20 protein-coding genes and 3 pseudogenes are annotated in these 21,839 nt (G+C 74.0%); 11 read left to right on the top strand and 12 right to left on the bottom strand.

Annotated elements, in window-relative coordinates; translation table 11 throughout:
* Window positions 1-55 precede the first annotated feature (55 nt).
* A complete protein-coding gene (locus AS857_RS02535; RefSeq protein WP_245699609.1) occupies window positions 56-274 on the bottom strand; it encodes a hypothetical protein in 219 nt (72 codons plus the stop codon).
* Between the two features lie 76 nt (window positions 275-350).
* On the bottom strand, window positions 351-1,019 hold the full coding sequence (locus AS857_RS02530; RefSeq protein ID WP_420823904.1) for an HNH endonuclease family protein: 669 nt from the start codon (window positions 1,017-1,019) through the stop codon (window positions 351-353).
* 182 nt (window positions 1,020-1,201) lie between these two features.
* Between AS857_RS02530 and AS857_RS02525 the strand changes: the two genes are divergently transcribed.
* The 4 genes from AS857_RS02525 to AS857_RS02510 all read left to right on the top strand — a co-directional run bounded on the left by AS857_RS02525 (window position 1,202) and on the right by AS857_RS02510 (window position 7,644).
* A complete protein-coding gene (locus tag AS857_RS02525) occupies window positions 1,202-2,773 on the top strand; it encodes an alkaline phosphatase D family protein (RefSeq protein WP_058041446.1) in 1,572 nt (523 codons plus the stop codon).
* A gap of 63 nt (window positions 2,774-2,836) precedes the next feature.
* Window positions 2,837-4,237, top strand: a complete 1,401-nt coding sequence (locus AS857_RS02520) for a dihydrolipoyl dehydrogenase family protein (protein WP_058041445.1) — start codon at window positions 2,837-2,839, stop codon at window positions 4,235-4,237.
* Between the two features lie 258 nt (window positions 4,238-4,495).
* Complete coding sequence (locus tag AS857_RS02515; RefSeq protein ID WP_058042057.1) at window positions 4,496-5,884, top strand: GNAT family N-acetyltransferase; 1,389 nt, start codon at window positions 4,496-4,498, stop codon at window positions 5,882-5,884.
* A gap of 74 nt (window positions 5,885-5,958) precedes the next feature.
* Window positions 5,959-7,644, top strand: a complete 1,686-nt coding sequence (locus tag AS857_RS02510) for a DUF885 domain-containing protein (protein WP_058041444.1) — start codon at window positions 5,959-5,961, stop codon at window positions 7,642-7,644.
* A 115-nt stretch (window positions 7,645-7,759) separates the two neighbouring features.
* Here AS857_RS02510 and AS857_RS02505 read toward each other — a convergent pair whose 3' ends face one another.
* From AS857_RS02505 to AS857_RS02495, 3 genes are all read right to left on the bottom strand, one after another.
* Entirely contained in the window at window positions 7,760-8,131 is a 372-nt protein-coding gene (locus AS857_RS02505; RefSeq protein ID WP_058041443.1) for a hypothetical protein, read from the bottom strand.
* Window positions 8,131-8,361 carry a hypothetical protein gene (locus AS857_RS02500; protein ID WP_058041442.1) on the bottom strand — a complete coding sequence of 77 codons (231 nt, stop codon included), beginning with the start codon at window positions 8,359-8,361 and terminating at the stop codon, window positions 8,131-8,133. Before AS857_RS02500 ends, AS857_RS02505 begins: the two co-directional genes overlap by 1 nt.
* 78 nt (window positions 8,362-8,439) lie before the next feature.
* Window positions 8,440-8,952: a rhodanese-like domain-containing protein gene (locus AS857_RS02495; protein WP_079110009.1), complete on the bottom strand. Its 513-nt coding sequence runs from the start codon at window positions 8,950-8,952 to the stop codon at window positions 8,440-8,442.
* Between the two features lie 88 nt (window positions 8,953-9,040).
* On the opposite strand from AS857_RS02495, the gene AS857_RS02490 reads away from it, so the two are divergent.
* Window positions 9,041-9,487 carry an Lrp/AsnC family transcriptional regulator gene (locus tag AS857_RS02490; RefSeq protein WP_058041441.1) on the top strand — a complete coding sequence of 149 codons (447 nt, stop codon included), beginning with the start codon at window positions 9,041-9,043 and terminating at the stop codon, window positions 9,485-9,487.
* A 60-nt stretch (window positions 9,488-9,547) separates the two neighbouring features.
* Here the strand turns inward: AS857_RS02490 and AS857_RS42230 are convergent.
* The 3 genes and pseudogenes from AS857_RS42230 to AS857_RS02475 all read right to left on the bottom strand — a co-directional run.
* Window positions 9,548-10,306: pseudogene (locus AS857_RS42230) on the bottom strand (SbcC/MukB-like Walker B domain-containing protein); the annotation flags it as partial.
* An 8-nt stretch (window positions 10,307-10,314) separates the two neighbouring features.
* Window positions 10,315-13,293: an AAA family ATPase gene (locus AS857_RS41800; RefSeq protein WP_058041439.1), complete on the bottom strand. Its 2,979-nt coding sequence runs from the start codon at window positions 13,291-13,293 to the stop codon at window positions 10,315-10,317.
* Window positions 13,290-14,459, bottom strand: coding sequence for an exonuclease SbcCD subunit D (locus AS857_RS02475; protein WP_058041438.1), 1,170 nt, complete (start codon window positions 14,457-14,459; stop codon window positions 13,290-13,292). Before AS857_RS02475 ends, AS857_RS41800 begins: the two co-directional genes overlap by 4 nt.
* A 99-nt stretch (window positions 14,460-14,558) precedes the next feature.
* Between AS857_RS02475 and AS857_RS02470 the strand changes: the two genes are divergently transcribed.
* Window positions 14,559-15,530 (top strand): polysaccharide deacetylase family protein, encoded by a 972-nt coding sequence (locus AS857_RS02470; protein WP_079110008.1) that lies wholly within the window; start codon window positions 14,559-14,561, stop codon window positions 15,528-15,530.
* A 45-nt stretch (window positions 15,531-15,575) separates the two neighbouring features.
* On the opposite strand, the pseudogene AS857_RS02465 reads toward AS857_RS02470, so the two are convergent.
* Window positions 15,576-16,200 (bottom strand): annotated as a pseudogene (locus AS857_RS02465) (YigZ family protein).
* Window positions 16,201-16,842: 642 nt separating this feature from the next.
* On the opposite strand from AS857_RS02465, the gene AS857_RS02460 reads away from it, so the two are divergent.
* Both AS857_RS02460 and AS857_RS02455 read left to right on the top strand, forming a co-directional pair.
* On the top strand, window positions 16,843-18,477 hold the full coding sequence (locus AS857_RS02460) for a hypothetical protein (protein WP_144440701.1): 1,635 nt from the start codon (window positions 16,843-16,845) through the stop codon (window positions 18,475-18,477).
* Window positions 18,470-19,345, top strand: a complete 876-nt coding sequence (locus tag AS857_RS02455) for a hypothetical protein (RefSeq protein ID WP_058041435.1) — start codon at window positions 18,470-18,472, stop codon at window positions 19,343-19,345. Before AS857_RS02460 ends, AS857_RS02455 begins: the two co-directional genes overlap by 8 nt.
* A gap of 21 nt (window positions 19,346-19,366) precedes the next feature.
* Here AS857_RS02455 and AS857_RS41795 read toward each other — a convergent pair whose 3' ends face one another.
* Together AS857_RS41795 and AS857_RS37110 are read right to left on the bottom strand one after the other, a co-directional pair.
* On the bottom strand, window positions 19,367-19,663 hold the full coding sequence (locus AS857_RS41795) for an ADP-ribosyltransferase (RefSeq protein WP_275477348.1): 297 nt from the start codon (window positions 19,661-19,663) through the stop codon (window positions 19,367-19,369).
* A gap of 12 nt (window positions 19,664-19,675) precedes the next feature.
* The gene (locus tag AS857_RS37110; RefSeq protein WP_162492563.1) at window positions 19,676-20,074 is read right to left on the bottom strand and encodes a hypothetical protein; all 399 of its coding nucleotides are present in this window, start codon (window positions 20,072-20,074) and stop codon (window positions 19,676-19,678) included.
* Between AS857_RS37110 and AS857_RS42520 the strand changes: the two are divergent.
* From AS857_RS42520 to AS857_RS02440, 3 genes and pseudogenes are all read left to right on the top strand, one after another.
* Window positions 20,037-20,168: pseudogene (locus AS857_RS42520) on the top strand (IS110 family transposase); the annotation flags it as partial. The gene AS857_RS37110 and the pseudogene AS857_RS42520 sit on opposite strands and share 38 nt — an antisense overlap.
* Before the next feature lie 70 nt (window positions 20,169-20,238).
* Window positions 20,239-20,670, top strand: a complete 432-nt coding sequence (locus AS857_RS02445) for a CoA-binding protein (protein ID WP_058041433.1) — start codon at window positions 20,239-20,241, stop codon at window positions 20,668-20,670.
* Window positions 20,667-21,164, top strand: coding sequence for a GNAT family N-acetyltransferase (locus AS857_RS02440; protein ID WP_058041432.1), 498 nt, complete (start codon window positions 20,667-20,669; stop codon window positions 21,162-21,164). Before AS857_RS02445 ends, AS857_RS02440 begins: the two co-directional genes overlap by 4 nt.
* A gap of 45 nt (window positions 21,165-21,209) precedes the next feature.
* Here the strand turns inward: AS857_RS02440 and AS857_RS02435 are convergent, their stop codons facing one another.
* Window positions 21,210-21,785 (bottom strand): helix-turn-helix domain-containing protein, encoded by a 576-nt coding sequence (locus AS857_RS02435; protein ID WP_058041431.1) that lies wholly within the window; start codon window positions 21,783-21,785, stop codon window positions 21,210-21,212.
* Window positions 21,786-21,839: the final 54 nt, after the last annotated feature.

The raw sequence follows: 21,839 nt of genomic DNA, 5'->3' as shown, positions 1-21,839 counted from the left end.
GCCGCCGGGGCGTGGCCGCCGGGCCCGGGCGACGCCCCGATCCTACGCGGGGGCCTCAGCGGGGGACCTCGGCCGCGCCTCCCTCGCGGATGCGGGCGAGCACCTGGTCGTGGAGGGCCGTCAGGCCGGCCGCGGGGAGGGGCACCGGGCTGCCGGTGAGCGTGTACCACTCCTCGGCGCCGGTGTACTGGACCTCGACCCGGGCCTGCGCGCCGGGCAGGGCGGTGGTGGCGACGGTCAGGTCGCCCGTGATGACGCCGACGTCGTCGGTCATCGCCCCGCCCGGCCCGGCGGTCACCTGGTCCACGAGGTGCCCGCCCGGGGCTCCGCCGCCGGTCACCGGCTGCTGCTCATCGATCGCATGTGTCCAGCATGGCAGTAAGGGTGTCCTGCTCGCTCTGCGTCACGCTGAGCTTGTACAGGTGCTTGATGTGGGTCCAGGAGCGGGAGTACGCACACCAGTACGAGTTCAGCGGCGGCCGCCACTGGTCCGGGCTCTGGTCGCCCTTGGACCGGTTGGAGGCGGCGGACACGGCGATGAGCTGGGGGTTGACCAGGTCGTTGGCGAACTGCTTGCGGCGGTCCGTGGTCCAGGTGTCGGCCCCCGACCGCCAGGCGTTGGCGAGGGGCACCATGTGGTCGATGTCGAGCTGGCCCGCCGCCGTGAAGTCCTTGCCGTCGTAGGCGCTGTGCCACTGGCCGGAGGCCGCGCGGCACTGGTCGTCGGTCCTGACCTCCCGGCCGTCGCGGGAGAGGACCACCTCGCGGGTGTCGCAGGTGCCCATCTGCTTGATCCAGTGGGGGAACTTCGCGCGGCTGTACCCGGCCATCGAGTGCGGCGCCTCGACGGTCAGGTCGGCCAGCTCCACCCGGGCGGCGGACACCGCCGGCGGCTCCGGCAGGTCGCGCGGCGCCGGTGGCGGTGCGGCCGACGCCGGCAGGACGGCGGGGGCGATGACGGCGGACAGGCACAGGGCTGCGGCGGTGGCGGCGCGGCGCCACCGGATTCGTAGGATCACAGACTCATGAATACCGGTAGCAACCCCTCTATACGGGACATATAGCCCGGACGGCGACGTGCCGCCGTGCCTCGTTGACGCCGTTGTTCACGGCGCGTTCCGCCGTCGGGCACCTCGCGCCGGTAGGAACGTCGGGAGCGATCACCGAGCACGGCGCAGCCGTCGGCACAGGAGGAGTTTCCATGGCGCAGGGGTCCGGGCACGCAGTCGGCAGACGCGCGGTGCTGCTGGGGGCGGTGGGCGCCGCCGCGGCGGCCGCGGTGCCGCCGGCCGTGGGCGCCGCCCCTGCGCTGGCCCTGGCGGGCCGGCCGGAGGCGCGGTGGGGCGTGCAGGCCGGTGACGTGACGGCCTCCTCGGGCCTGGTGTGGGTGCGGGCCGACCGCCGCGCCCGGATGATCGTGGAGACCTCGGCCACGGAGTCCTTCCGCTCCGTGCGCCGCTGGCACGGCCCGCTGGTCGGGCCGGGTACGGACTTCACCGGCAGGACGGCGCTGCGCGGCCTGCCGCCCGGCGAACAGATCCACTACCGCGTCCTGCTGGCCGACCCGGACGACCCCCGCCGCACCGGCCGCCCGGTCCACGGCACCTTCCGCACGGCGCCCGCCTACCGCTCGGACGTGCGCTTCCTGTGGTCGGGCGACCTGGCCGGGCAGGGCTGGGGCATCAACCCCGACCGCGGCGGCTACCGCATCTACGAGCACATGCGCCGCCTGGAACCGGACTTCTTCCTGTGCAGCGGCGACACCATCTACGCCGACGGCCCCATCGCCCCGTCCGTGACGCTGCCCGACGGCAGCGTCTGGCGGAACGTCACGACCGAGGAGAAGGCGAAGGTCGCCGAGACGCTGGCCGAGTTCCGCGGCGCGTTCCGGTACAACCTGCTCGACGCCAACCTGCGCCGGTTCAACGCCGAGGTGCCCACCGTCGTCCAGTGGGACGACCACGAGGTGCACAACAACTGGTACCCGGGCCAGATCATGGACGACGCGCGCTACACGGAGAAGAGCCTGGACGTGCTGGCCGCCCGCTCGCGGCGGGCCTTCTCCGAATACTTCCCCCTCTCCACGCAGCAGGAGGACGGCGACGGCCGTATCCACCGCGTCCTGCACCACGGTCCCCTGCTGGACGTCTTCGTCCTGGACATGCGCACGTACCGCAACGCCAACTCGCCCGGCCGCCGCCCCGACGACGCCCAGGGCATCCTGGGCGCCCGGCAGCTGGAGTGGCTCAAGCGGGAGCTGTCGCGCTCGCGCGCGGTGTGGAAGGTGATCGCCTCCGACATGCCGCTGGGGCTCGTGGTCACCGACGGCCCGGCGGACTTCGAGGCGGTCGCGCAGGGCGACCCGGGCGCGCCCCTCGGCCGCGAGCTGCAGATCGCCGAGTTGCTGCGGCACGTCAAGCACCGGCGGATCACCGGCACGGTCTGGCTGACCGCGGACGTGCACTACACCTCGGCGCAGCACTACGCCCCGGAGCGGGCGGCGTTCAAGGACTTCGCGCCGTTCTGGGAGTTCGTCTCGGGGCCGCTGAACGCGGGCGGCTTCCCGGCGAACAAGCTGGACGGCACGTTCGGCCCGCAGCAGGTCTTCCTCAAGGCGCCGGCCACCGCCAACGTCCCGCCCGGCCGGGGCAGCCAGTTCTTCGGCGAGGTGTCCATCGACGGCGAGGGCGGCGAGCTGACGGTGCGGCTGCGGGACGAGGAGGGGGCGGTGCTGTTCACCAAGGTGCTGCAGCCGGGGCGCGTCGGACAATGACGCCGCCTGCGGGCGGTGGGAAGGTGGGGCTGTCCGGCCGACCCGAGCGGAAGGTGGCTTGCCATGGCCGAGCAGGTGGACGTCGTCGTCATCGGCATGGGCCCCGGCGGAGAGCACGTCGCGGGCCGGCTCGCCGAGGCGGGGCTGAGCGTGGTGGGCGTCGAGGCGGAGCTGGTCGGCGGCGAGTGCCCGTACTGGGGCTGTGTGCCGAGCAAGATGATGATCCGCGCGGGGAACCTGCTGGCCGAGGCGCGGCGCGTGCCGGGCATGGCGGGGTCGGTGCAGCAGGTCGTGCCCGACTGGGCGCCGGTGGCCGCCCGGATCCGCGACGAGGCGACGGACGACTGGAACGACCGGGTGGCGGCCGACCGCTTCACCGGCAAGGGCGGCCGTCTGGTGCGCGGGCGCGGGAGGCTGGCGGGCCCGCACCGGGTGGTGGTCGAGGGCGGCGAGGGCGCCGGGCAGGAGTTCGAGGCGAGGCTGGGCGTGGTGCTCGCCACCGGCTCCCGGCCGCAGATCCCGCCGGTGCCGGGCCTGGCGGACGTCCCCTACTGGACGAACCGGGACGCGGTCTCGGCGAAGGAGCCGCCGCGCTCGCTCCTCGTGCTCGGCGGGGGTGCGATCGGCCTGGAGGTCGCCCAGGTCTACGCCCGCTTCGGCACGCGCATCACGGTGGTGGAGGCGATGGACCGGCTCGTCCCGGGCGAGGAGCCGGAGGCGGCCGCGCTGCTGGCGGAGGTCCTCGGCGGGGAGGGGTTGACGCTGCGCACGGGCGCACGGGCGACCGGGGTGCGGCACGGCGGCGACGCGTTCGCGCTGACGCTGGAGGACGGCACGGAGCTGACGGGCGATCAGCTGCTGGTGGCCACGGGCCGCCGGGCGGACCTGAGCGCCCTGGGCCTGGAGACCGTGGGCCTCGACCCCGGCGGGCGGGCCCTGAAGACGGACGGCCGGATGCAGGCCGCGCCGGGGCTGTGGGGCGTGGGCGATGTGACGGGCCACGGCGCGTTCACCCATGTGGCGATGTACGAGGCGGAGGTCGCGATCCGCTCGGTGCTCGGCGAGCCGGGCCCCAAGGCCGACTACCGGGCCCTGCCGCGGGTGACGTTCACCGACCCGGAGGTCGGCGCGGTGGGCCTGACCGAGCACCAGGCCCGCGAGAAGGGGCTGCGGGTGCGCACGGGGCTCTCGCGCGTGCCCTCCTCCGCGCGCGGCTGGATCCACAAGGCGGGCAACGAGGGGCTGGTCAAGCTCGTCGAGGACGCGGACCGCGGCGTGCTCGTGGGGGCGACGGCGGCCGGTCCCATGGGCGGCGAGGTGATGTACGGTCTGGCCGTGGCCGTCCAGGCCGAGGTGCCCGTGGAGACGCTGCGGCACATGATCTTCGCCTACCCGACGTTCCACCGGGGCGTGGAGGACGCGCTGGCCGACCTCCGCACGAGCGAGACCCGGCCGGACGCGTAAGCCTCCGGCGGTCCGGCCGGCACGTGCCGGTTGCGGGAACCGCGCACACCGCCGGGCTCTCACCGCTGTGGCATTCGCCGTTGCGGCGGGCATCCTTTTCCGCCGCAACGGCGAGAAGCCACGCCGTGCCGGACCGGCGGTGCCGAGCCTCCCTCGGCGCGGCTGCCCAATCCGGACAGTTACCAAAAAGAAGGCGCTTAACCCATCGGTCACAGACTGTTCGTGATCACGCAACACCCCTCCGTCAGGGTGGTGCCCATGACGGACGAGACCGACGCGAAGCCCCACCGTGCCCATCACTGGCGGCGGGACCTGGTCGAACTGGCCGCCCTGTTCACCGCGGTCGCCGCCGCCGACACCCTGGCCGACACCGTCGCACACGGTCCCGACGGACCCGTACTGCTCGTCTCCTCGGCCGGCGCCCTGCTGGCCACGACGGCCTTCCACACCTGGTGGGCGCGGCGGCACCACCACGCTCCCCCGGCCCCGCCGGCCGCCGCGCCCTCCCCCGCCCCGGCCGCCGCGGGCTCCGGCCGCGCCCCGGCGAAGGACACACCGGATTCCGGCGCCACCACCCTGTGGCGGATGCGCACGACCGTGCGCGACGAGCCCGGCAGCCTGGCCGCGCTCTGCTCCTCCCTCGCCCGCCACGGCGTCGACATCCTCTCCCTGCAGACGCACCCCCTGGCCGACAGCGTCGTCGACGAGCTCCTGCTGCGGGCCCCCGGCACCCTGGCCGCCGGCGGCCTCGCGGAGGCCGCGGCCGCCGGCGGCGGCAGCGACACCTGGCTGGAGCGGGCCGACGCCCACGACCTCGTGGACGCCCCCACCCGGGTCCTCAACCTGGCCACCCGCACGGCGCTCGACGCCGCGGAACTCCCCCTCGCGCTGCGCCGGCTGCTCGGCCGCTGCACGATCCAGTCCGTCCCCGCCCGCTCGCCGCGCGGCGGCGCCCCCGCCGAACCCGTTCCCGCGGAGGGGGTGTGGGAGGAGACCGTGATGCGCCTGCGCGACCCCGCGGGCGGCTCCATCACCATCGAGCGCCCGTACCTGCCGTTCACGCCCACCGAGTTCGCCCGGGCCCGCGCCCTGGTCGAGCTCGACGCCCGCCTCGGCCCGCGCATCCCGCCGCGCACCGACGTGCTCACCCTGCCCGAGGGCAACGCGATCACCGTCCGCCGCGCCGACACGGGCGACCTGGCCGCGGCGCGCGCCATGCACGAGCGCTGCTCCCCCGCGACGCTCGCCCAGCGCTACCACGGGCCCGTGGGCGACGCCGACCGCTACCTGCGCCACCTGCTGAGCCCGCGCTTCGGCCGCACCCTGGCCGCGTACACCGCCACGGGCCGCCTGGTCGCCCTGGGCCACCTGCTGTGGGACGGCGACGAGACCGAGGTCGCCCTGCTCGTCGAGGACGACTGGCAGCGCCGCGGCGTCGGCGGCGAACTCCTCGGCCGCCTGGTCGACCTGGCCGTGGAGGCCGGCTGCGGCAGCGTCTACGCCGTCACACGCTCCTCCAACACGGGCATGGTCGCGGCGATGCGGGCGCTGGACCTGCCGCTGGACTACCAGGTCGAGGAGGGCACCCTCGTCATCACCGCCCGGCTCGCCCCGGCCCGTGTCCCGGTCCTCCCGCCCGCACCGTGACGTTCGCCCGGGTCCCGGCCCCAAGTGCCGAAATGCCGGTGACGCCGCACGCCCCGCCGTACGAGGATGTCGGCATGCCGAACGACACGAGCACCCCGCTTCCCCGCCAGGTCGCCGACGCCTACGTCGACGCGTACACCGAACTCGACCCCATCACGGGCACCTATCTCGGAGTTGCGGGGTCCGAGACGCGGCTGCCGGACTTCTCCCCCGCGGGCCAGCAGGCCGTCGCCGACCTCGCGCGCACCACGCTCGACCGCCTCGCCGAGGCCGAGCGGCGGCCCGGCGCCGACTCCGGCATCGAGCGCCGCTGCGCCCGCCTGCTGCGCGAGCGCCTCACCGCCCAGCTCGCGGTGCACGACGCGGACGAGCACCTGCGCGCCGTCAGCAACATCCACTCGCCGCTGCACTCGGTGCGCGAGGTGTTCACCATGATGCCGACCGACACCGCCGAGGACTGGGCGGCCATCGCCGAGCGGCTGCGGGCCGTACCCGCGGCCCTGGAGGGCTACCGGGCCTCGCTCGCCGAGGGCCTGGAGCGCAAGCTGCCGGCCGGGCCGCGCCAGGTCGCCACCAACCTCACGCAGCTGGACGAGTGGATCGGCACCGGAAGCGGCTGGTTCGGCGACTTCACCGCGGACGGCCCGCAGGAGCTGCGCACCGAGCTGGACGCGGCGGCCGCCGCCGCGACGGGCGGCCTCGCCGTGCTGCGCGACTGGCTGCGCGACGTCTACGCGCCGGGCGTCGAAGGGGCCCCGGAGGTCGTCGGGCGCGAGCGCTACGCCCGCTGGTCGCGCTACTGGAACGGCACGGACCTCGACCTCAACGAGGCCTACGCGTACGGCTGGTCGGAGTTCCACCGCATCCTCGGCGAGATGCGCACCGAGGCGGAGAAGGTGCTGCCCGGCGCGAGGACGCCGTGGGAGGCGCTGGCCCACCTCGACGAGCACGGCACGCACATCGAGGGCGTCGAGGAGGTGCGCGTCTGGCTCCAGGGCCTGATGGACGAGGCCATCGAGGCGCTGGACGGCACCCACTTCGAGCTGGCCGAGCGGGTCAAGCGGGTCGAGTCCCGCATCGCCCCTCCGGGCGGCGCGGCGGCCCCGTACTACTCCGAGCCGTCGGAGGACTTCTCCCGCCCGGGCCGCACGTGGCTGCCGACCATGGGTCAGACCCGCTTCCCCGTCTACGACCTGGTGTCCACCTGGTACCACGAGGGCGTCCCGGGCCACCACCTCCAGCTCGCGCAGTGGATGCACGTGGCCGAGCAGCTCTCGCGCTACCAGGTCACCCTCGGCGGGGTCAGCGCCAACGCCGAGGGCTGGGCGCTGTACGCGGAGCGGCTCATGGACGAGCTGGGCTTCCTCACGGACGCCGAGCGCCGGCTCGGCTACCTCGACGCCCAGATGATGCGCTCCACCCGGGTCATCGTGGACATCGGCATGCACCTGGAGCTGGAGATCCCCGCGGACTCCCCCTTCCACCCCGGCGAGCGCTGGACGCCGGAGCTGGCACAGGAGTTCTTCGGCATGCACAGCGGGCGCCCGGCGGACTTCGTCGAGAGCGAGCTCGTGCGCTACCTCGGCATGCCGGCCCAGGCGATCGGCTACAAGCTGGGCGAGCGGGCCTGGCTGGCCGGCCGTGACGCGGCCCGCGCCGCGCACGGTGCCGCCTTCGACGCCAAGGCATGGCACATGGCGGCGCTGTCGCAGGGCTCGCTGGGCCTGGACGACCTGGTGGCCGAGCTGTCCGTGCTGTGACGGCGAGGGGGCTGGCCCGCGGGCCCGCCCCCTTTCGTCTTCAGAACCTTCAGAACCTCGGGGCCTCGGGGCCTCAGGGCCTCAGGGCCTCAGGGCCTCAGGGCCTTCAGAACGTTCAGATCCGCCAGGTCCGGATCCGGTCGGCGCACTCGTAGACGTCGACGCGGTACTCCTTGATGTCGCGCGCGAGATCGACTATCGACCCGTACGGCGGGTCGATGCCCTCGCCGGCCGCGGCCATGTAGGCCACGACGACCATGCACGCGTAGAGGCTGCTGCGCACGGGCAGCGGCTGCAGGCGGACGAGGGTGTGCATCAGGGCTGCCGCGCGCCAGGCGGCGTCGGGCTCGTGGTCGAACTTCGCCACGTCGAAGGCGTGCCGCGAGACGGCGGCGGCGAGGGCGGTGTAGTCGTGGACGGCGGGCTCTTCGTACAGCTTCTGCTCCTGTACGCCGAGGAGCCAGGGCAGATCGATGAGCAGCGACATCAGGCAGCCGCACCACCCGTGGACGGCGGAGCCTCCTCGGGGAAGGCGGCGTCGAACTCCGCCACGTGCTCGTTCCAGAACTTGGCGGCGCGCTCCACGAAGCGGCGGCGCTGCTGCTCGCGCACGGACAGGTCGTGCACGTACGCCTTGATGCTCTTGCCGTCCGCGGCAGCGGCCTCGCGGATGGCCGCGAGTTCCTCTTCCGTGAATTCGATGTTGAGTGCCGGCATGACCCCACGGTACCGGCCGAGTACCGCGGGCGGCAGCGGCCCGGGCGGACTTCGCGCGCGGGGCGTCCGCCCGGCCGGTCAGCAGCCGCAGTCGTCGGTGCCGAGCGGGGCGGTGAGCGGGTCCGGCGGGAGCTGCCGGGTGCCGTCGGCGGTCTCCACGGCGTAGCCCTCGCGGATCCAGTACTCGATGCCGCCGAGCATCTCCTTGACGCGGTAGCCGAGCCGGGCGAGGGCCAGGGCGGCGCGGGTGGCGCCGTCGCAGCCGGGTCCCCAGCAGTACACGACGACGGGGACGGCGGGGTCGAGGAACTGCCGTGCCAGCTGCGGGATCTGCGCCGTGGGCAGGTGGACGGCGCCGGGGACGTGGCCCTGGTCCCAGGAGGCGGTGGAGCGCGAGTCCACGACGACGAAGTCCCCGGCGCCTTCCGCGAGGGCGGCGTGCACGTCGGCGACGTCGGTGTGGAAGGCGAGCCGGGCGGCGAAGTACGCGGCGGCTTCGGCGGAGGGTGCGGGCGGCACGGCCATGACGCGGCTCGCGGCGGGAGCGGTGGCAGCGGAGCCGGCGGTGGGGGCGGTGGTGTTCATGACCATGAATCTACGGCGCAAGATCACGGAGGAGAACCGTCATTCCTCGGCAAAACTCTTGAGTTACCAGGGATTTCACTGCTAAACATCGCCCATGACCGGCTATTCCCCCGACGCCACCGACTGGCGCATTCTCGACGCCCTGCAGCTCAACGGACGCGTCGGCTACGCCGAGCTGGCGCGGATCGTGAACATGTCCTCCAGCGCCGTCACCGAGCGGGTGCGCCGGCTGGAGGAGGCGGGCGTCATCGGCGGCTACACGGCCGTCGTCGACCCCGAGAAGCTGGGCATGCCCGTCCTCGCCTTCGTCCGGCTGCGCTACCCCAACGGCAACTACAAGCCCTTCCACGACCTGCTGGAGAGCACGCCGGAGATCCTGGAGGCCCACCACGTCACCGGCGACGACTGCTTCGTGATCAAGGTCGCGGCCCGGTCGATGCGGCACCTGGAGGAGGTGGCGGGCCGGATCGGCGCGCTGGGGTCGGTGACCACCAGCGTCGTCTACTCCTCCCCGCTGCCGCGGCGCGCGATCGGCCGCTGAAGCCGCGGCCGTACCGGGCTCGGTGCGGATTGCTCAGTTGTGCGGGCCGGTGCGGCGCGCTCAGTCGTGCGGGCCGGTGCCGGCGACCTCGTGGCGGACGGCCGAGCCCGAGCGGCCCTTGACCACCCGCAGCTGGGCGGGCACGCGCCGGCGCAGGTCGGCGACGTGGCTGACGATGCCGACGGCGCGGTCCCGCTCGCGCAGCGAGTCCAGGACGTCCAGCACCTCGTCCAGGGTCTGCTCGTCGAGGCTGCCGAAGCCCTCGTCGATGAAGAGGGTGTCCAGGCGGACGCCGCCCGCCTCCTCCGTGACGACGTCGGCGAGGCCCAGGGCGAGGGCGAGCGAGACGAAGAAGGTCTCGCCGCCCGAGAGCGTCGCGGTGTCGCGCTCCTTGCCCGTCCAGTGGTCGATCACGTGCAGGCCGAGGCCGGAGCGGGCGTTGCCGCCGGCCCGGGCGTCGGAGTGGACGAGGGTGTAACGGCCGGCGGACATGCGCCGCAGCCGGGCGGTCGCGGCGGCCGCGACCTGTTCGAGGCGGGCGGCCAGGACGTACGACTCCAGGCGCATCCGGCGTTCGTTGCGGGTGGACGTGCCCGCGGCGAGCGCCGCCAGCTCGGCCACGCGGTGGTACTCCTCGCGCAGCGGGGCGAGCCGTCGGGCGTCGGTGACGGCCGCGGCGGAGAGCCGGTCCAGCTCCTGGCAGCGAGTGCGGGCGGCGGCCTCGGCGGAGGAGGCGTCGCGCAGCCGGGCGGTCGCGGCGGCGAGGGCAACGGCGGCGGCCTCCGGGTCGGCGGCGGGGCGGGCGGCGGCGGCCACGGTCGAGGTCGTCACGGCCGAGGAGCTGGGCGGCGGCGAGGGCAACGGCGGCGGCCTCGGCGGAGGAGGCGTCGCGCAGCCGGGCGGTCGCGGCGGGCGCGGCCGGCCGGCTGAAGGGGCCCGGCGCCCGGGGGGGGGGGGCGGGGCCGACCGGCTGAAGGAGGCCGACGCCCGCCTCGCCGACGCCGCCTTCCGCGCCGGCTTCGGCAACCCCACGCTCGCCGCGGGCACGTCCACCCGCAACGAACGCCGGATGCGCCTGGAGTCGTACGTCCTGGCCGCCCGCCTCGAACAGGTCGCGGCCGCCGCGACCGCCCGGCTGCGCGACGCCTCCTCCGCCGAGGCCGCCGCCCGCCCCGCCCCCCCCCCCGGGCGCCGGGCCCCTTCAGCCGGTCGGCCGCGTCCGCCGCGGCGCGGACGGCCTCGACGGCGCCGGCCAGGACGTACGACTCCAGGCGCATCCGGCGTTCGTTGCGGGTGGACGTGCCCGCGGCGAGCGCCGCCAGCTCGGCCACGCGGTGGTACTCCTCGCGCAGCGGGGCGAGCCGTCGGGCGTCGGTGACGGCCGCGGCGGAGAGCCGGTCCAGCTCCTGGCAGCGAGTGCGGGCGGCGGCGGCCACGGCGGCCTCCTCGCGGGCCCGTGCGTCGAGGCGCTCCTGCAGCTCCCGCCGGGCCGCCGGGCCGAGTACGGCCTCCTCGGCGAGCGTGGGGTTGCCGAAGCCGGCGCGGAAGGCGGCGTCGGCGAGGCGGGCGTCGGCCTCCTTCAGCCGGTCGGCCGCGTCCGCCGCGGCGCGGACGGCCTCGACGGCGCCGGCCAGGACGTCCAGCTGCCGTTCCAGGTGGGCGGCCCGGCGGGCGACGGACTCCTCACCGCCGCGGGCCCGGGTCAGCTCTTCCTCCAGGGCGGCCAGGTCGCGGTCGAGCTGTTCGCGGCGCGTCGTGCGTGCGGTGGTCCGCGTCAGGGCGGCCTGCCGGGCCTCGCGGCGCAGGTCGTGCTCGCGCTCGGCCCGCCGGAGCGCCTCCTGGGCGGCGTGCAGGTCGGCGCCCGCCGCACGTGCCTCGGCCAGGGCGCGGCCCAGTTCGCCGGCGAGCGCTTCGAGCTCGGCCGCCGTGGCTCCGCCGGCGTCGGCCTCGGCGCGGGCGAGGGCGTCCTGGAGCCCCTGGAGCTCGCGGGCGGCCTCCTCGCGGCGGGCGTCGGCGCGCTGGAAGGCGGCCAGCGCGGCCTCCTCGTCGGCGCGGTCGACCCGGCCGGCCGCGGCCCGTGCCGGGTCGGGGTGCTCGGTGGCTCCGCACACCTTGCAGGCGACGCCGGGGGCGAGCCCGCCCGCGAGCTCGGCGGCGATGCCGTCCAGGCGGCGTTCCTTGAGGTCGAGCCAGGTGGTGCGGGCCGTCACGGCCTTCTCCCGGGCGTCCGTCAGCCGCTGCCCGGCCGCGGCGGCGGCGCCGGTGAGGCGGTCGCGTTCGCGGGCGGCGGTCAGCCGGGTGCGGACGGGGCCGGTCTCGGCCTCCAGGCGGACGGCCCGGGTGGCTTCCTCGTGTGCGGTCCCGACGCGCCGTTCGCAGGCGGAGCGCAGGGCCTCCCAGCCGTCGAGCCAGCCGTCGGCCTCGGCGAGCTCGTCCTCGTCGGCGCGGGCCTCGCGCTCCAGTTCGCGCAGCTGGACCGCGATCCCGGCGGCGCGCTCCTCCGCGCGGCGGGCGGCCGAGAGCGAGCCGAGCTCCTCGCGGAGGCTCCGCTCCCGTGCGGCGAGCTGCCCGGCGCCCGCTTCCTGCTGCCCCTCGGGGAGCGCCGCGCGGACCCGCTGCTCGCCGGTGACGGCCGCGCGGTGGGCCCGCTCGGCTTCGGCGCGCAGGTCCAGGAGGGGGACGACGCCGTCGGCGGCGCGGGCCTGCCGCATCCTCTCGCGGGCGGCCTCGTGGGCGTCGCCCTGGGCGGCGAGGGCGTCGGCGCGTTTGCGGGCCTCGGCGTGCCGGTGCTGGAGGCGGGCGAGTTCGCGTACGGCGTCGGCGTGTTCCTGGGCGGCCCGGTGGGCGTGCTCGGCGGTGCGCGCGGCGACGACGGCGATGTCCCGGCGTTCCCGGGCGCTGCTGCGGGCGAGGGCGGCCCACTCCAGGACGGCTTCGGCGAGGCCGGGGTCGCCGGGGGTGAGCGGGGCCGCGGCAGTGCGCTGGGCCGGGACGGCCCGTCCGGCGGCGGCCGGACGGCCGGACGCGGTGCGGGGTGTCGGGACGCCGTCGCGGGCGCGGCCGGTGGGTGCGGTGGCGCCGCCCCCGGCTGCCGCGGCGGGCGCGGGCGTGCCCACCTCGGGCAGCGCCGGGTCTCCGGCGGCCTGGCGCATCCGGTGGGCGAGGGCGAGCAGCCCGTCGTCGCCGGCCCGTACGCCCGCCTCGGCTGCCCGGCGCAGCTCTGCGAGGCGCTTCTCGACGGCGCCGAAGCGGCCGGTGTCGAAGAGCTTGCCGAGCAGCTCGCCGCGGGCGGCGTCCTTGGCGCCGAGGAAGCGGGCGAACTCGCCCTGGGGCAGCAGGACGACCTGGCAGAACTGCTCCCGGCTCATGCCGAGCAGCTGCTTGATCTCCTCGCCGATCTCCTGGTGGGAGCGGCTGAGGCCCTCCCACGCACCGGAGCGGTGCTCGCGCAGCTCGCTCGCGGCCCGTTCCTTGGTGAAGCCGGTGCCTTTCTTCTTGCGGCGCAGCTGCTCGGGGCGGCGGGTGATCTCCAGCCGCCGCCCGCCGACGGTGAGGTCGAGCACCACCTGGGTGAGGGTGCCGTCGGCGGCGTGGTCGCTGCGCAGCACGGGGGCGCCGCTGCCCTGGCGGGTGCCGGGCACCTCGTTGTAGAGGGCGTAGCAAACCGCGTCGAGGACGGAGGTCTTGCCCGCTCCGGTGGGGCCGTGGAAGAGGAACAGGCCGTCGGCGGAGAGCGCGTCGAAGTCGATGTGCTGGGTGCCGCCGAAGGGCCCGAAGGCGGTGACGGTCAGCCGGTGCAGCCTCATCGGGCCCCCGCCTCCTCGCCGGCCGCGGCCAGCCGTACGTGGTCGAGGGCGTCGGTGAGGATCTTGCGTTCGGCGTCGTCGGGTCCCAGGCCGTCGCGCACGTGGGCCACGAAGTCCTCGGCGATCTCCCGGTCGGTGCGGTCGCGCAGGCGCCGCGCGTAGGAGGCGAGGGGGTCCTGGGGCGGTCGCTCGGGGTCGAGGACGAGGCTGAGCACGTGGGGGAAGCGGGCGGCGAGCCGGGCCATGGGTTCGTCCGGGCGGTGCGGGTCGGTGAGGGTGGCCTCGACCCACGCGTCCTCGTGGCGGGCGAGCCGCGGGTCCTGCAGCAGGTCGTCGAGGCGGCCGCGGATGCGGGCGAGCGGGCGCGGCACCGGGCAGTCCAGGCGTTCGGCGGTCACGGCGCCGGCGGCGTCCAGGTCGATCAGCCACATGGACTTGCGGTGATCGGTCTCGGAGAAGGAGTAGGCCAGCGGCGAGCCGGAGTAGCGGACGCGCTCGGTGATGGCCTGGCAGCCGTGCAGGTGACCGAGGGCCGTGTAGTCGACGCCGTCGAAGACGGCGGCGGGGACCTGGGCGACGCCGCCGACGGTGATGTCGCGCTCGCTGTCGCTGGTGGTGCCGCCGGTGACGAAGGCGTGCGCGAGGACGACGGAGCGGGTGCCGGCGGGCCGCGCGGCGAGGTCGGCGCGGACGCGGGCCATGGCGGCCTCCAGCACGGCCGTGTGGCCGGCGCGCTCCGCGCCCAGCTCCTCGCGGACGAGGGCGGGCTCGAGGTAGGGCAGGCCGTAGAAGGCGACGTCGCCGTGGGCGTCGGTGAGGACGACGGGGGTGGCGCAGCCGGCCGGGTCGGTGCGCAGGTGGATGCCGGCCCGGTCGAGGAGCCCCGCGCCCACGCCCAGGCGGCGGGAGGAGTCGTGGTTGCCGGAGATCATGACGGTGGGCACGCCGAGGTCCGCGAGGCGGTGCAGCGCCTCGTCGAACAGGGCGACGGCGCCGAGCGGGGGGACCGCCCGGTCGTAGACGTCGCCCGCGACGAGCACCACGTCGACCCTCTCGTCCCGGACGGTGCGGACGAGGTGGCCGATGAAGTCGCGCTGGGCGTCCAGCAGGTTCACCCGGTGAAACGAGCGGCCCAGGTGCCAGTCGGACGTATGCAGGATCCTCACGGGCCCCAAGTGTTCCATCCTCGGGCGGGTGGCGGGGCATGGCCCCGATGGGTGAACCGGGCGGGCGGGCGCGGCAACCCGCTGAAAGGATCCGGAAATATGCGACTTATACGAAACGCCTTCGGGCGGCGGCGGCACGGCGGTGCCCGCAGCTCCATACGCCGCCGGACCCCGCGCCCCCTCCACCTGGTGCTGACCGCAGTCCTGCTGCTGGCCGTCGGAGCCGCGTGCGCGACCCGGAACGGCTCCCTGCCCGGCACCGGGGACGGCCAGAACGCGGCCGGCCTCGGGCATCGGCCGGGCCACCCCCACCAGCAGGCACGGGAGCAGCCGCCACCGGTGCCGAAGGCGAAACTGACCCCGGAGCAGCGGCTCGCCGTGGCACAGCGCTGGGGCCTGGACGAGGCGCCGCTCGTCGCACCGTCCCCGCCGAAGGAGAAGCCGGAGCTGTCCACGCCGGAGTGGGCGGACAAGGGATCGGGGCTGATCCCCGCCCCCGCCTCCGTGCCGACCACCGAGAAGATCGCCTTCCTGACGATCGACGACGGCGCGGCGAAGGACCGGGAGTTCCTGGACATGGTGCGGGACCTGCAGGTGCCGCTGTCCGCCTTCCTCACCGACGAGTCCGCGGCCGAGGACTACGGCTACTTCCGCGACCTGCACGCGCTCGGCGTCTCCATCCAGAACCACACGCTGCGCCACCCGCAGCTGAACCACGTCTCCGAGGACGAGAAGTACACGGAGATCTGCGGCCAGCAGGAGATCCTGGAACGTGAGATAGGCGTCACACCGACGCTCTTCCGCCCGCCGTTCGGCGACTTCGACGCCGACACCCTCGCCGTCGCCGAGGACTGCGGGATCCAGGCCGCTCCCCTGTGGAACGAGGAGGCCTTCGCGGACCGGATCGACTTCCGCCACGACGACCAGCAGTTCCACCCCGGCGACATCATCCTGACCCACTTCAACGGGCCCAGGGCCTGGGGCGGCACCATGTGCGACATGCTGCGGACGGTGCTGCGCAAGCTCACGGAGCAGGGCTACGCGCTGGCGCGGCTGGAGGACTACGCCTGATGCGGCCCGCGGGAACGGGCGGGCCGCGCCGGTGGGCGGGCGGCCTCAGGCGTCCCCGTAGGCCTCCCCGCCCAGTTCGAAGCGGGCGGCGCCGGCCGTGGTGTCGGCGAGCCAGGCGCGGAACCCCTCGACGTCCGCCTCGGGCAGTCCCACCTCGATGCGGACCTCCGCGCCGTAGCTCACCTCGCACGGCGCGGCCCGTCGCCCGCAGGTCGTTCTCCAGCTTGCCGGCGCGCTGGTGGTCGACGGTCACGGCCGCCAGCCGGAAGCGCTGCCGGGTGACGGTCCCGAGCATGTCCAGGGCCTCGCCGACCACGCCCCCGTACGCGCGGATCAGCCCGCCCGCGCCGAGCTTGACGCCGCCGAAGTAGCGGGTGACGACGGCGACGGCGTAGCGGACCTCGCGGCGGAGCAGCATCTGCAGCATGGGCACGCCCGCGGTGCCGCCCGGCTCGCCGTCGTCGCTCGCCTTCTGCACGGAGCCGTCGGCGCCCAGCACGTAGGCGAAGCAGTGGTGGCGGGCGGTGGGGTGCTCCTTGCGGATGCGCGCGATGAACGCCTGCGCCTCCTCCTCGGTGGCGGCTGGCGCGAGCGCGCAGATGAAGCGCGACTTGCTGATCTCGATCTCGTGCACGCCCTCGCGCGCGACCGTCCGGTACTGCTCCGTCATCCCGCCAGCCTAATTCCTCGTGCTGATGGTGGCGGTCGCGCGGGCGCCGGGCGGATGCCTATTGGCTGCCGGGCGCTCGATGCCTCAGTGCAGAGCGGCGGCGTCCGGCGTCTTCATGACCCGCCACCACCTTCCGTGCTGTCGACTCGTTGATCTTCGTGGTGCGAGCCCGCTACACGGTGACCTCTCGATTCGCCCGAGTCTGTCCGAGCTCCCGCATAGACCGAGGCCCGCGCGGCGCGCTGGTGCCACGAACGGCTAGCGAGGTGGCGGCCCGGTCTCTGGCCGAGTCCTGGAATTTTGGTCGCTGCGTGGCCCGCATGCGCTCGTGACCAGCGCAAACAGCTCATGTTCAAAGAGAGGAATGACTTGATCTCCTGCGGAATCGACTGGGCCGAAGCATCCTCAACCCGCCCGCCGAGGACAAGGTGACGACGTACGAAGGCACGGCCGTCCTCACCTGCGTCCGCGCACGGCCGGTCACGGCCGGCCCTGCCGACTGACCATCGTCTTTCGCGTTTGTGCCCTGGCCACCGGTCCGGTGGCCAGGGCACAAACGCATCACGGCACGGGAATCGCGCGCGGGGGTCCCCGTACGCCCGAGTTCAAACGCTTTGACGTGACCGTGTCAGAATGTCGTTCATGAGCGACCGTCCGCCCGAGCAGCCCCCGCCGCCCCAAGAGGCCCCGCCGCCCGAGCCCGTCGACGCCCCGGAACCGACGAAGGCGACGGACGCGGCGAATGCGGACTCCGGTACGGGCCCGGCGGACGCCCCGGAACCCACGGGCGGGCGCGCCTCGGATGCCGAGCAGTCGGACGACGCCCCGGAACCGGCGGCTGCGGAGGAACCGGACAACGCGCCGGAGAACAGCGACGCGCCAGAGCCGGAATCCGAGCAGCCGAAAGCCGACGCCCCGGAACCGGCGAGCGCTGACGGCGCGGACTCCGACCCGAGCCCGACGGACGCTCCGGAACCGACGGACTCACGCACCCCGGACACCGAGCAGACGGACGACGCCCTGGAACCGGTGGGCGCGGAGGAAGCCGACCGCACACCGGAGAAGGCCGACGCCCCGGAACCGGGGCCCGAGCGACCCGACTCCGATGCTCCGGAACCGACGGATGCGCAGGACTCACGGGAAACGGGTGCCGAGGAAGCGAGTGCCGAAGACACGGGTACCGACGAAGCGGACGAGGCCCCGGAGTCGGAGGCCGTAGAGGAATCCGACAGTGCGCCCGAGCAAGCCGAGACTCCGGAACCGGAAGCCGAGCGATGGGATGCTGACGCCCCGGAACCGACGACCGCTGAGGACGCAGACTCCGGCATAGGCCCGACAGACGCCCCAGAACCCACGGACGGAGAAGAATCCGACGCTCCGGATCCGGAGGCTGAGCAGTCCGACGATGCTGCCCCGGAACCCGTTGACGCGGCGGACGCGGACTCCGAGACAGACCCCGCAGTCGCGCAGGACGCGGGTGCCGAGCAGGCGGACGATGCTCCGGACCCGGGTGATGAGTCGCAGGGCGAGCCTGCGGATGCCTTGGGCCCGGTCGATGAGGCTTCGGAAGGACGGTACGGCAACGACGCGCTGCGCGACGGCCCCAACTACCAGGATGAGCTCGATGACGAGTTGGGCGCACGCGGCCTGGACCGCTCCGAGCACGACAAGCTCCGGATCAGCCGGACCAACGAGCTGACGGATGAGCAGGCCCGTGAGGTCGTCGGGGTCCGTGACGCGATCAAGCTCGGCGAGGGCCAAATGGTGACCAAGGTGGTCACACCCGAGCGCGCGCAGGCCTACCTGGAGAACTTCACACCGTCCGACGAGGACGACAAATTCAGGCCCGGCCAGTTCGGCGGCTCCATCGCGCGCGGCTGTGACACCGCCGACCTGCGCAGCATGGACCAACTGCGCGACGGGCTCGCTCTTGACGATGGCGGCGCCGGCTGGTCCGCGGTCCCACCGGGCGCGTCCGAGACGTACCAGCTGCGCTTCCCGGCACCGGACGACATGCGTGCCGAGCCGTCTTTCGGCGCCGTCGGCGACCAGGAGCGGGCCGACCACGTCGCCCGCATGACCGGCCGGAGCGAGGGACTGGCCTATCTTGATCCGTTCCTCGGCACCGGCTACACCGGCGGGGGTGTCCCGGAGTGGATGGCCGAGCCCACCGGCTTCCCCCACGATGCTGAGATCTGGCTCATGCATGACGATGGCACCGAAGAGGCCGTCGGCTTCTTCGACAAGAACGAAAGGCTGTGGAAATACTATGGCTGACCCCGTGGGCCAACCCTCCCCGGTCAAGGGCGAGGTCGCTGTCTTCCGAGGTGAGCTCTATCAGGCCCGTGGCGCCGAGGGTCTGTGGCCGTGTGTCGAGCTGCTGCCCGAGCCCGGGCGCCCCGCACCCGAAGAGGTCGCGCCGCGCCGGGCCGCCGACGGATCGGTGGGATACCCGGTTCCGCTGGAGCGCCTGGAAGCCTGGTATGCCGTGACGTGGACGTTCCGCTGGCGCGGCGAGCTCTTCGAGTGCACCGCCGCCACGCCCACCACGCTGTCGGGCAACTACCTCGGCTCCGACGAACGCTTCGCCAAGGAGCACCTCAAGCGCCGGGTCATCGGCTACCGCGGCGTCTTCCCGCGCGACGAGGTCACCGAGCTGGAGCAGCACCGCAAGGATCTCCTCCAGCCCCGGCACGCTCTCGTGCGGCGTCTGGACGAGGTTGACCATTTCCGCCCCAAGGCCTACGCGGTTCACCGCGGCCGGACGTATCCGGCCGCTGCTGAGGCAGACGCGTCGGGCCTCATCGCTCTGACCACCGGGGATGACCGGCCTGAGGAGCTCGTCGCCGATCCCCGGGACCCGAGCGGCGAGCACTTCCTGGCCTCCCCGGAGCAGCTGGACGCCTGGTACCGCACCCACTGGACCTTCCGCTGGAAGGGCGAACCCTTCGACGCCGCCGGGACGGTGGACGGCAGGATCAAGGGCGTCTATACAGGCGGCAGCTGGGGTTTCGTCGCGAACAGCTTGCAGCTGACCCCGGAGAAGGGTCCCGACGGGGTCCACACCCGGTACACGGTCCAGGCGGGCCTCAAAAACGTCACCGACCTCGAACAGCACCGCACCGACCTCCTGGCCAAGCCGTAGCCGAGCCGGAAAGCACCGGAGTCAGCCGGTCGCTTCCGTGGCCCAGACGAAGTCGTAGCGGATCTCCTGTCCCTGGACGCGTACGACTTCGTTGCGGTTGCGCAGTTGTACGGTGAACGCCGCCCCTGGCAGGAGGAGCACTTCCTTCTCCTCCGGCTTTTGCGAGAAGGCGGAGATGTCCCGCCCGCTACGTCCGGCGAGCTCGAGCTGGTAGAGGACCCTGCGGCCGCCGGCGGTCGGGTACTGGAGCGGCAGGAATTCCTCGGCCTTCTTCCGTTTCTCGCTGGTGCTGGTGCTGGTGAAGCCGCTGAAGGACAGCCGCTTCCGGGGTCACATCTCCCACCCCGCGCGGTACACCGTTCCCTTGACGGGAGGCAGCCGGTGCAGGAAGTCGGCGAGCATGTCGGCGTGGGTCTTGGCCTCGTCCCGCAGTGTGCCGGCGAGGGCGTGCAGCCGTTTCCTGACGGGCTCCAGCCGGGCCGTCCGCTCCCGGTCGCCGAGCCCCGGTGCCCGGTAGTCGTCGATCAGGCGTTGCAGCTCGTCGTCGCGCCACCTGGTGCAGGGGACCTCGGTGGGCACGCCCTCGGCTATCCGGGAGATCATCTCGTCGATCAGCCGGCCGACGCCGATCGACGTGAATCCGCCGGGGGTGGTGAGAACGCGGTTGATGAGCTGGTGGTTGTCCCCGCACGGAGACTGGCACGCCTCCGCGCAGAGGAACCTCTTCAACCGCATGATCGGACAGCTCTACCACTGCCTGCAGAAAGGCGAGCTGTTCGATGAACAGCTCGCCTTCCCCACACCTCTCACCGCCGCCGCTTGACGCCTTAGCGTCGCGAGGTGTCTATGCGCCGCCCCGGGAATGGCGGCGGGGGGATGATCGTTGAGCGGGCATGTACGCAGAACCGGGGATCATCCGGAAGATCATCGAGGAGACCGGCGACACGTGGGCGCTGGTCGGACTGTCGTCCAACACGCGGCGGGCGGCCTACGGCGTGGCCGAGGTGCTGCGGCGCCACGGCAAGCGCGTCGTGCCGGTGCACCCCAAGGCCGAGACGGTGCACGGCGAGCAGGGCTACGCCTCCCTGGCGGAGATCCCCTTCGAGGTCGACGTGGTGGACGTCTTCGTCAACAGCGACCTCGCGGGCCCGGTCGCGGACGAGGCCGTCGCGATCGGCGCGAAGGCGGTCTGGTTCCAGCTGGGGGTCGTGGACGAGGATGCCTACGAGCGGACGCGCGCGGCGGGCCTGGACATGGTGATGGACCGGTGCCCGGCCATCGAACTGGACGCGCTGCGGCTCCGGAACGCCCGCGTCACCTCATGACCGGGGTGCGGGAAGCGACCCCCGGGGATGCCGAGGAAATCGTCCGGCTCCGCCGGCTGATGTTCGCCGCGATGAGCAGCGACGACGCCGGGGGCGACTGGGAGCGCGCTGCGGAGGAGCAGGCGCGTCGGCAGCTCGCGGCACGGCCGCGCCTGCTCGGGGCGTTCGTCGTGGACGGCGACCCGGCGCAGGGCGGGCCGCCGCACCTGGCCGCGTGCGCCGTGGGCCGGGTGGAGGAGCGACTGGCCGCGCCCGGGCACCCGCACGGGCGGTTCGGCTTCGTCTTCACCGTGTCCACCGACGAGCGCTACCGGGGCCGGGGCTTCGCGCGGGCGACGACGGAGGCGCTGCTGGAGTGGTTCGCCGGGCAGGGCGTCACGCGCGTCGACCTGCACGCGACGCCGGACGCCGAACACCTCTACCGGAGCCTGGGGTTCGCCGAGCACTCGGTCGCACTGTCCCTGAACGTGGCGTCGCGCGCGGTGCGGCCCTGACGGAGGCGCCTCGACGGGGCCGCCCGTACGGCGCCCCAGGGGCGGTCAGTGTGCGGGCGGCACGACGACGGCCATCGTCATCTCCACCGGCTCCCCGCCGTCGTTGCGGTAGGTGTGGGGCACGTTCGCCTCGAACGTCGCGGAGGCGCCGACGGGCACGGTGAACTCCTCGCCGTCCACCACGAGGCTGAGCTCGCCCGCGGTGACCGTGAGCAGTTCGAGCGTTCCGGCCGGGTGCGGGTCGGAGTCGCTGACGTCGCCGGGGGCGATGCGCCAGTCCCACAGCTCGACGGGCCCGGGGCCCTGGGCACCGACGAGCAGGGTGGTGTGGCTGCCCGCCTCCGTCGACCACATCCGCACCGTCTGCTCCTTGGGCACCAGCTGGACGCGGGTGCTCTGCTCCTGGTCGAGGAGCGTGGTGATGCTGACGCCGAGCGCGTCGGCGAGCTTGACGGTCGTCCCCACGCTGGGGTTCGTACGGGCTTGCTCGATCTGGATGATCATGCCGCGGCTGACCCCGGAGCGGGCCGCCAGCGCATCGAGGGTGAGGTGGCGCTCGCCGCGCCAGCGCTTGAGGTTGCGGGCGAGCGACTGGGTGAGCCGGTCGAGGTCCGTCGCCATTCCGTCCGTCTCTCTCCGTCTTCCGTCGAATATATTGATACCGAAGTCAAAGAT

This window comes from Streptomyces roseifaciens (assembly GCF_001445655.1).
Classification (GTDB): domain Bacteria; phylum Actinomycetota; class Actinomycetes; order Streptomycetales; family Streptomycetaceae; genus Streptomyces; species Streptomyces aureoversilis.
This window is presented reverse-complemented; position numbering and strand designations above follow the sequence as displayed.